The following is a 10,105-nucleotide window of genomic DNA, read 5'->3' on the forward strand; positions in this document are numbered from 1 at the left end:
GCGTAGACGTTGGGGTAAGGGCCAAAATAGTCGCCCTTGTCCTTGTAGACGATCGAGGTAAGACGGGCCTGGGGATTTCTCTCATTGGTGATTTCAATGTAGGGGTAGCCTGTTCCCGACTTCAGAGCAACATTGTAATAGGGCTGGTACTTTTTGATTAGGGTGATTTCCAGCAAAAAAGCTTCCTTGTCGGAATCCACCACGATGATGTCATAGTCGGCAATGTTTTTGACCAGCTCGGCCCGGCGGCCTTCCTGGCTGCTCTTGAAGTAGGACCGGACCCGGTTTTTCAGGTTCTTGGACTTGCCAACATAGATAACCTTGCCGTTGACGTCCTTCATCAGATAGCAACCGGCCTTTTCCGGCAGCAATTTCAATTTATTTTCAATCAATTGACTTGCCATGTCTGCCTCCCCGCGATTCATTTACCGTACGATTTTATCACGAAAAGTATTATTCTAACACTGATCCGCCTATAATCTCAAAAATATTTTAATGATTTTTCATGACCAAGGCGGAAGAAAGATAAACATCTTTTAACAATAATTCTTCTACGGCAAAGCTCGTTCGACTTTTAGTGCAAAATAAACTTTTTTTCACTGAAACGGCTGTCTTTTGTCAGCTTATCACGTATAATATTATTGTTAAGACTATAGGATTTTAGGAAGGTAAGATAACATGAAGAACTTCTACTTGAACCATGACAGCAACATGGACGACTTTACTTCACTTTTGCTGATGCTTTTAGCACCCGACATCAAGCTGATCGGGGTCGGGGTAACCGATGCTGATGGCTATGTTGAACCAGGCGTTTCCGCGTCCCGGAAGCTGATCGACCGCTTCAACCAGCGCGGCGACAAGCTGGAAGTAGCCAAGTCCGACTCCCGGGCAGTCCACCAGTTCCCGGAAGCCTGGAGAGTGTCAGCTTTTTCCGTTGACCACTTCCCGATCTTGAATGAAAAAGGCACTGTCGAAACGCCAGTTGCCGCTAAGCCGGCCCACCTGGACATGATCGACAAGATCCACGCCGCTGACGGCCCGGTTACTCTGGTCTTCACTGGCCCCTTGACTGACTTAGCCCGGGCTCTGAAAATCGACCCAAGCATTCAAGACAAAATCGAAGAACTTTACTGGATGGGCGGGTCTTTGAACGCCCACGGCAACGTTTACGCTCCATGCGCTGACGGGACCCAGGAATGGAACGCCTGGTGGGACCCAGAAGCCTGCAAGACGGTCTGGGACTCCAAGATCAAGATCCAGCAGGTTGGTCTGGAATCAACTGAAGAACTGCCTCTGACCGATGAAATGCGCCAGCACTTTGCCGTTAACCGCAAGTACCCGGCCTTTGAATTCTTAGGCTATGTCTACGCCTTGGTCAACTCCTTTGAAGTCGACTCAACTTACTACCTCTGGGACGTTTTGACCACCATGAGCGCCCTTTACCCGGAAATCGCCACGACCCGGGAAACCAAGTCCGACGTCTACACTGACGGCGACCGGGCTGCCCGCTTCTTTGAAACTGAAAACGGCCGGCCAATGACCCTGGTAACTTCCGCCAACTACGACAAGTTCTGGGAACGCTTTGACGATCTGTGCGAAAAGGCCAAACTTTTCTAAAAAAATATTGCAGCAATAACGATTAAAACCTTCAGAAGGAAAACTTCTGAAGGTTTTTGCTTTTATAAAAGAAATTACAAGTAGCGGCCGGTGACGCTGGCCGGATTTTCCTTGATCTCAGCCGGAGTACCCGTTGCAATGATCCTGCCACCTTCCTTGCCTCCTCCTGGCCCTAAGTCAATTATCCAGTCCGCGTTCCGGATCAAGTCCAGGTCATGCTCGATCACGATCAAGGTCGCTCCTTGCTTGATCAAGTGCTGGAAGACCTGAACCAGGGTCGCCACATCCAAGGGGTGCAGGCCGATGGTCGGCTCATCAAAAATAAAAAGAGTATCTTCCTGGCCCCTGCTCATTTCTGAAGCCAGCTTCAAGCGTTGGGCTTCTCCGCCGGACAAAAGCGGAGTTTGCTCACCCAGAGTCAAGTAGCCCAGGCCCAGGTCATGCAGAGTCTGCAGCTTCCGGGCCACTGCCTTCAAGTCGCTTAAATACTCAAGGGCCTGGTCAACCGTCATTTCCATCAAGTCTGGCAAAGACAGTTCTTCGCCATTCGGACACTTCCGCTTAAAGGCCGCCGCTTCTTTTGAGTAGCGCGACCCCCGGCAAGCAGGGCAGACGATATCGACATCCGGCAAAAACTGCACGTCCAAAGAAATCGTCCCGGTCCCATCACAAGCTGGGCAGCGGAGGCTGCCGGTATTGTAGGAAAAGGACCCGGCCTTTAGGCCGGCTTTTTTTGCCTGGTCCAGCTTGGCATAAGTCTTCCGCAAATCGTCATGGATGCCGGCATAAGTAGCGACAGTTGACCGGACATTGATCCCGATCGGGCTGGCGTCAATCAACTTGACCTGCTTAATCCGGCCGCTGTTTAAAGCCTTGACGTGGGCTGGAAAATCCCGGCCTTCTGCCTGGGCTTCAATTGCCGGAAGCAGGGACTCCAGGACCAGGGTCGACTTGCCTGACCCGGAGACGCCGGTGACCACGTTAAAGCGGCCCACAGGAAGAGTCAGCTCCAGCCCTTTGACCGTATGCAGGGGTCCGGTTTTCAGCTCCAGCTGCCCTTCAGCGAACATTTCTTCTTTCGGACAGACCGGCCGCAATTTACGGCCTTTTTCTTTTAAAAATGGTCCGATGATTGAATCCGGATTAGCCGCCAGGTCCTCCGGTCGGCCAGAAGCGATGACTTTCCCTCCTTCTGCCCCGGCTCTTGGCCCCATCTCAATCATCCAGTCACTTTGCTTTAATACCTGGACGTCGTGGTCCACCAAAACAACCGAATTACCATCAGCCACCAGATCCTCCATTACTTCATTCAGTCCGGTCAAGTTAGCTGGGTGCAGGCCGATTGAGGGTTCATCCAGGATATACAGGACCCCAGTTGTCTGGTTGCGGACAGACCGGGCCAGCTGCATCCGCTGCCGCTCCCCGGTTGACAAGGTGGAAGCCGCCCGGTCGAGGCTGAGATAGCCCAGGCCCAGGTCCAGCAAGCGCTTGGCCGTGTCGGTAAAGGATAAGCAGATATTGCGGGCCATGGGCCGCATGGCTTCCGGCAGCCAGGCCGGCACCTTCTTGACCCAAGCGATCGCTTCAGTCAGAGTCTTCTGGCAGATCTCAGCCAGGTTTTCTCCCATGATCTTTGGGGCCCGGGCCGCTTCTGACAAACGGCTGCCGCGGCAGTCCGGACACTGGTCTTCTTTTAAGAAGGGGGCGACTCTCTGCATCCCTTTTTCATCTTTGACCTTGCTCAAGGCATTCTCAACCGTATAAACGGCATTGAAGTAGGTGAAATCCAGGTAACCGCCACTATTTTGCTTTTTATTCTGCACCAGAATCCGCTTTTTGACAGCCGGGCCATGAAAAACAATCTCCCTTTCTTCCGGAGTCAGCTCTTTAAAGGGCACGTCCGTCCTGACCCCCATCTCCCTGGCCACGTCCGGCATCAGGGACCACATCAGCCGCTTCCAGGGCAAAACTGCCCCTTCATCAATCGACAGGTCTTCATTGGGAACCAGGCTGGCTTCATTTACCAAGCGGACGATCCCTGTCCCAGAACAGGTCGGGCAGGCTCCCCGGCTGTTAAAGGCCAGGTCTTCCGCCCCTGGTGCTTCCACTTGGGCGCCGCATTCCGGGCAAAAAAGGGGCTGCTCAGCCGCAACCTTCAAACTGGGCTGCAGGTAGTGGCCATTAGGGCAGCGGTGGCAGGCAAGGCGGGAAAACATCAAACGCAGGCTGTTCAAAAGCTCAGTCCCCGTCCCAAAAGTACTGCGGATTCCCGGAACTCCCGGCCGCTGGTGCAGGGCCAGGGCGGCTGGAATATAGCGGACTGAATCCACGTCAGCCTTAGCCGCCTGGGTCATCCGCCGGCGGGTATAAGTCGACAGCGACTCCAGATAGCGCCTGGAGCCTTCCGCGTACAAAATCCCCAGAGCCAGAGAGGACTTGCCGGACCCCGATACCCCGGCAATGCCGGTAATTTCATTCAAAGGAATGTCAACGTCGATATTTTTCAAATTGTGGACGCGGGCTCCCCGTACTTCGATATGATCTACATGATCAGCCATCTGCTCCACCTGCTTTCTTCAGCTTTTATCCATATTCTTTGATTACGGCCAGCATGGCTTTCCCATAATTGGCCAATTTTGCATCCCCGACCCCGCTGCACTGGAGCAGCTCCTCCGGCGTTCGCGGCTTTCTGGCCGCCATGTCCCGCAAGGACAAGTCAGAGAAGATGACAAAAGGCGGCACTCCTCGCTTCTGGGCCAGAATCCGGCGGGCCTTTCTGAGCTCTTCAAAGAGGACCTGGTCACCGCCTGTTTCAGCAAGTTGCTCGCTTTTGGCTTCCTGGCGCTTTTTGACCCTGGCCTTGCCGTCCAGAACGTCCCAGCCCCGGTTGGTCACGTGGACCAAGGGATACCGGTCCCCCACCAGCTGCAGGTAGCCCTTTGAGACCAAGTAGTCGACCAAGCTGCTTACATCAGTCTGCTTTTTCCCTTTGAGCAGACCGTAGTGGACACACTCATCTGCTCCGATTTCACTGATTTTTTTGACTTTAGACCCTGTTACTGCCTGGGCAACGATCTTTTTGCCATAGCGGCCGTCTAAGTCATAGACCATGCCGATGATGGCCTGAGCCTCAGCCGTTATATCCTGGAAATCACCCTGGCTGAGGCAGTTGCTGCACTTACCGCAAGGCGGGCAGTCCTGGCCAAAGTAGCGAACGATGAATTGCTGCAGACACTCGTCGGTATTGGCATAGTCGCTGATCGTCTGCAGCTTCTGGTACTGGACCTGCCGGTAGGATTCATCAGCTTCAGAATTGTCGATAAACCAGCGGAACTGCCTAAGATCGCTTGGGTGAAAGAGCATTACTGCCTCACTTTCCAGTCCGTCTCGTCCGGCCCGGCCGGCTTCCTGGTAATAAGCCTCCAGATTCTTGGCGCTGTTTGCGTGAATAACAAAGCGGACATTGCTCTTGTCGATCCCCATGCCAAAAGCATTCGTGGCCACAATCAAGGGAATCCGGTCATATTGGAAGTCGTCCTGGACCTGGGCCCGCTCCTCATTGGACATCCCCGCATGGTAGGCGGCAACGTTAAAGCCCTCCCGGCGCAAAAATTCGGTCAGCCCCTCCACCTTTTTCCGAGTGTTGGAATAAATGATTCCAGCTTCTCCCCGGTGCTGCTTTAAATAGTTGACGATATAGGCCCGGCTGTTTTTGGGCGCGTTGACCAGCTTGAAGCGAAGATTTTTTCTTTCAAAACTGGTGATGACAAAATTCTTTTCAGAAATATCCAGCTGCTGGCCGATGTCTTCTCTAACCGCCTTGGTGGCCGTGGCTGTAAGGGCCAAAACATTAGGACGGGTATGGAGGGCATTAATCCCGTCCTTCAGCTTTCGGTAGGCCGGCCGGAAGTCGTGCCCCCACTGGGAAATGCAGTGGGCCTCATCGATGGCGACCAAATTGACCTCCAAGAAGTTGAGCTGATAGCGGAAATAGTCCATCTCCATGCGCTCCGGCGTCACGTAGAGCAGCTTGATTTTTCCTTCATAGCAGGCTCTTAAGATAGGATTGACGTCTTCCTGGGCCGTGGAGCTGTTAAGTGCCGCGGCCGGAATCCCATATTCGCGCAGGCTGTCAACCTGGTCCTTCATCAAAGAGATCAAGGGCGAGATGACTACGGTCGTGCCCGGTATCATCAAGGCCGGGATCTGGTAGCAAAGAGACTTCCCGCCCCCGGTCGGCATAACGGCCAGGACATTCTCCCCCCGAATAACTTTTTCAATAATTTCTCTTTGGCCTGGCCGAAAACTGTCATAGCCAAAATACTTCTTTAAGACCTGCTGTGGATCAAGCAAGCTCTCTGCCCCCTTTAAATCGCTTTACATTTAATGATAACGAAAAAAAGATGCTTTCGCATCTTTTAGTTGACCCGGTTGACCGGAACTCCGTTGACCAGGAAGGAGACGATATTATGACTGGCTTCTTGCAAGACGCTGTGCCGGGATTCCCGGGTGGCGCTGCCAGCATGCGGGGTCAGGATCACATTGTCCAGCTGGCAGAATTCCTTGTTGAAGTCCGGTTCTTCTTCAAACACGTCCAAGCCCGCCCCGGCGATCCGCTTGGCCTTTAAGGCCCGCAAAAGCGCCGCTTCATCGACCAGGCTGCCCCGGGAAGTATTGATCAAAAAGGCAGACGGCTGCATCATGCTCAAGGCTGCTTCATCGATCACGTGGTAAGTTTCCGGCGTCGCTGGCGCGTTCAAGCTGACATAGTCGGCCTGGCTGAGCAGGTCAGCCAAAGGGACGTAGCTGACCCCCAGGGCCCGCTCTTCATCTTCCGGCAATTGGTGGCGGTTGTGGTAGAGAATGTTCATCCCGAAAGTCCGGGCATAGCTGGCCAGGGTCTTGCCGATTCTCCCCATGCCGAAGATCCCCAAAGTCTTGCCGACCGGGCTTTGCCCCTGGTTTTCCGCCAGGCCCGTATCCAAAAAGTGCCCTTGCCGCATTTCTTGATTGTAGAGGGCCAGTTTCCGGCTGAGGGCCAAAAGGAGGGTAAAGGCCATTTCCGCCGTCGGCTGCATGACGCTGGCTGGACAGTTGGACACGATGATCCCCTGGCTGCTGGCATAGTCCACGTCGATATGGTCATAGCCAACCCCGGTCGCGGAAACGATCTTGAGCTTTTTACCCGCGTCCAGCAGTTCCTGGTCAACCGGCAGCTTGCCGGTGATCAAGGCATCGAATTCCGCCAGGTTAGCCAGGTACCAGTCCTTGCCAGCCTCTTCCGGGGCAAAGGTCACCTCGCAGACTTTTTCCAATTCGGGCAGGCTCTTGACTGCCAAGCCCGCCACCAAAACTTTCGCATTTTCCATCTTACGCATCTCCCTCAAACAGCGGATCGCGGCTGGCTTTTAATGCCGCCACGTGGTCTGCCTTGAAATAGATTCTTTCCGCATTGCCATAGTATATATCTGCCATTTCTGTTTCTGAAAAAATCCCCGAATCTTCCAGCCAGGAATAAAGCTGGCCGTAATCATTGAAAGTAGCTGACCAGGGAGCATCACTACCCCATAAAAGTCTTTTTGCCCCAACGATTTCTTTGGCCAGGCCCACCGCTTCCTGACAGAAGGGATAAGGATAAGTCTGCTCGCCGGAAATGTCTTGCAAAGCCGCCAGATCAAAGCTGATGTTTGGCAAAGGAGCCAACAGTGCCAATTCTTTTTCCAGCAAGGCCAATTGGCCGGGCTTGGGGAAAGACAGATGGCAGAGAACAAAGTCCAAATCTGGGTAACGCTTAGCCAGCCGGGCCAAAGACCGGGGCTGGTGGCTGGCCTGGCTGCTGTCTCCGTAGTCCACAGCCACCGCGAAGCCAGGATAAGAACTGAGGTAGTCCAGAATCTTGCCCAAACGCACATCTGACGCCAAGTCAAAAGGCAAATGGTAGCCCATGAGGCCGCCGGCCTGGCTAACTTCCAGCTTCAAGGCACGGAAGCCTAAATCTTCAACATGACGCTTGACGATTTTTTCCGCTTCACTGGCAAAGGGGTCAACGGAAAAAGCCGGAGCAAAATGCTCTGGATCCGCCTTAGCCGCCTGCCAGCTGTAATAGTTTTGAAAGCCGTACAGGCTGCCCTGCAAGAGAACGGCCTTGGCCACATCGTGCTCCTCCATCACTTTTTTCGCGGCAGCTAGTCTAAAAGAGTCATCTCCCCAGCCTGCCGGAAAGAGGCGGGTTTTAAAGCCATTGTCCCAGACCACCAGGCCGCCCCCTAAGGCATTGCTTCTGCCGCTCCCCTTGTAGCTGGCCAGGTCCCGCACCAAGTGCAGGTGGGCATCAATTTTCTTCATCGTTCGTCTCCCAATCTTTTTTACGAAACTCTTACTCTTATTATAGTGAAAGCGGTTCATTTTAGCAAAAGTTTCAGAAAAAATAAAAGGCCTTTCACCAAGTAAAAGGCCTTTTCCTCTATTTCTGTTACTTGCTCTTTTCCGCCAGCCGGTCCAAAGTCAGCGCGATCAAGCGGTCAGCCACGGCCTGCTTGCTCATCCGCGGCCAAGGATCAAGCTCCTTGCCTGCTTCCAGGACCGTCACCTGGTCCTCGTCGCCGCCAAAGGCATCCCCGCTGACATCGTTGGCCACGATCGCGTCGGCCCCCTTCTCCGCCAGCTTCCGGCTGGCATTGACCAAAAGGTCGTTGGTTTCAGCGGCAAAGCCGATGACCACTTGATCAGGCCGCTTCTTTTGGGCCATTGTCTTTAACAGGTCCGGATTCTTGACCAGCTTCAGGGTCATCTCCTCTACCCCGGCCTGCTTCTTCAGCTTGTGGTCAGCTGCTTCTTTTGGCCGCCAGTCACTGACGGCTGCCGCCATCAAAAGGGCGTCAGCAGCTGGGAAAAGTTCTTCTAGCTGCTCTAGCATGGCTTGAGTTGACAAGGCGGGATGCAGGTGGATCCGGGCATCTTTTGGCAAAGAAACTGAAACGTTCCCGTAAATCAAGTCCACCTCGGCTCCTCTTCTAGCCGCGGCTTCTGCCAGGCGGAAACCCATCTTGCCGCTTGACCGGTTGCCGATAAAGCGGACCGGATCAATGGCTTCCAGGGTCCCCCCGGCAGTGACGACGATTCTCCTGCCTTTTGCCGGCAAGTCCAGCTGCTCTTCAAGCCAGGCCATGATTTCTTCAGCTTCCGGCATCCGCCCCTTGCCAGCGTAGCCTTCAGCCAGTCTGCCCACGGCCGGCTCCATGATCCGGTCGCCGCCTTCTTTTAAAAGGCGGATATTGCGCTGAACAGCGGGATTTTCCCACATGTGGGTGTTCATTGCCGGCACGATCAAGCGCGGGCAATGCAGGGCCAAGAGAGTGGTTGAAACTGCATCATCCCCCATCCCCTGGGCCATCTTGGCCAAAATGTTGGCATCAGCCGGTACAACCAAAGCCAGCTGGCTCCAGTCAGCCAGGTCAATATGGGCGATTTCAGCCTGCCGGCTCGGACTGAACAAGTCGTCTAAAACCGGCCATTTCGTCAAGGCTGCCAGGGTTGCCGGTCCAACAAAATTTTCGCTATTGGCCGTCATTGCTACCCGGACTTCATGGCCCGCATTTTGCAGGCCGCGAACAACGCTGACTGCCTTATAGGCCGCTATTCCGCCAGTCATATAGACCGAAATTCTTGCCATATCTGCCGCCTTAGTAGATCTTCCGTTCCTTGACGATGGCTTGTGCCCAGTCAGCAAAGCGTTCAGCTGCTTCAGCATCCTTTAAGATGACCAGCAAGGTATCGGTGCCGGCAATCGTGCCGACTACGTCATCGTTATCAATGTCATCGATTAATCCTGCCAAAATTGGCGCGTAAGTCAGCTTCATGCTGGTTTGAATAACGACCGTGAACTGAACTGCAGTAACAGTAGCCACCCGTTCCCGGATCGCGTCTTTCAGCTGCCTTTCCCGGTTAACAGCAGCTGATGGCGCCTTGACATAGTAACTGCGACCATCATCATCTGGCACCTTGCTGATGTGCAAGGCGTGAATGTCACGGGAGATGGTGGCTTGAGTTGCGTTTGCTCCATGGGATTGCAGCAAGAGCAGCAATTGTTCTTGCGTTTCAATCTTGTTGGTTTGAATCAATTCGTAAATCAGCTGTCTTCTTTCTTTGTAGTTCATAATTATTGCCCCTTAATCTTATATTTAAGCGTTTTAGATACCTTTAATTTTAGCGCACTTTTATATTTCAATAAAGCTGTTATTTAATTATTCTTGACTTATCCTGCTTTTTTTAATCAAATTTCCCCAAAAATCTCTAACACCATTAGCATTATCCAATAAAAAATGCCTTGAAGCAAATTCAAGGCATTTAATATCATTCAATTTAAATAAAAAACTACATTTCGTCTGGTGCCTTAACGTCCAGCAAGTCCAGGGCTGACTTGATGACGTGGCTGACTGCTTGAACAACAGCCAAACGGGCCTTCTTGACATCTTCGTCAACGTCATCA

9 protein-coding genes are annotated in these 10,105 nt (G+C 53.1%); 1 reads left to right on the forward strand and 8 read right to left on the reverse strand.

The genetic code is table 11. From position 1 onward, the window contains the following. Positions 1-404: GIY-YIG nuclease family protein (locus tag ACI32D_RS02905; RefSeq protein ID WP_439775150.1), on the reverse strand; the 404-nt coding region annotated here is incomplete at its 3' end. A gap of 274 nt (positions 405-678) precedes the next feature. Here ACI32D_RS02905 and ACI32D_RS02910 point away from each other — a divergent pair. Then, positions 679-1,617, forward strand: a complete 939-nt coding sequence (locus ACI32D_RS02910) for a nucleoside hydrolase (protein ID WP_439775151.1) — start codon at positions 679-681, stop codon at positions 1,615-1,617. Positions 1,618-1,691: 74 nt separating this feature from the next. On the opposite strand, the gene ACI32D_RS02915 is transcribed toward ACI32D_RS02910, so the two are convergent. The 7 genes from ACI32D_RS02915 to ACI32D_RS02945 form a co-directional block, all read right to left on the reverse strand. After that, positions 1,692-4,175: an excinuclease ABC subunit UvrA gene (locus ACI32D_RS02915; protein WP_439775152.1), complete on the reverse strand. Its 2,484-nt coding sequence runs from the start codon at positions 4,173-4,175 to the stop codon at positions 1,692-1,694. 25 nt (positions 4,176-4,200) lie between these two features. After that, positions 4,201-5,970, reverse strand: a complete 1,770-nt coding sequence (gene recQ / locus ACI32D_RS02920; protein WP_439775153.1) for a DNA helicase RecQ — start codon at positions 5,968-5,970, stop codon at positions 4,201-4,203. 65 nt (positions 5,971-6,035) lie between these two features. Continuing rightward, entirely contained in the window at positions 6,036-6,986 is a 951-nt protein-coding gene (locus ACI32D_RS02925; RefSeq protein ID WP_439775154.1) for a 2-hydroxyacid dehydrogenase family protein, read from the reverse strand. A gap of 1 nt (position 6,987) precedes the next feature. Beyond that, positions 6,988-7,962, reverse strand: a complete 975-nt coding sequence (locus ACI32D_RS02930) for an amidohydrolase family protein (protein WP_439775155.1) — start codon at positions 7,960-7,962, stop codon at positions 6,988-6,990. Positions 7,963-8,089: 127 nt separating this feature from the next. Next, the gene (coaBC, locus tag ACI32D_RS02935; protein WP_439775156.1) at positions 8,090-9,289 is read right to left on the reverse strand and encodes a bifunctional phosphopantothenoylcysteine decarboxylase/phosphopantothenate--cysteine ligase CoaBC; all 1,200 of its coding nucleotides are present in this window, start codon (positions 9,287-9,289) and stop codon (positions 8,090-8,092) included. Between the two features lie 10 nt (positions 9,290-9,299). Further along, positions 9,300-9,773, reverse strand: coding sequence for an arginine repressor (locus ACI32D_RS02940; protein WP_439775157.1), 474 nt, complete (start codon positions 9,771-9,773; stop codon positions 9,300-9,302). Positions 9,774-9,990: 217 nt separating this feature from the next. Next, positions 9,991-10,105 (reverse strand): DALR anticodon-binding domain-containing protein (locus ACI32D_RS02945; RefSeq protein WP_439775158.1); only part of this gene is annotated, 115 nt, incomplete at its 5' end.

Origin of the sequence: Lactobacillus sp. (assembly GCF_051873315.1) — a bacterium.
Taxonomy (GTDB): Bacteria; Bacillota; Bacilli; order Lactobacillales; family Lactobacillaceae; genus Lactobacillus.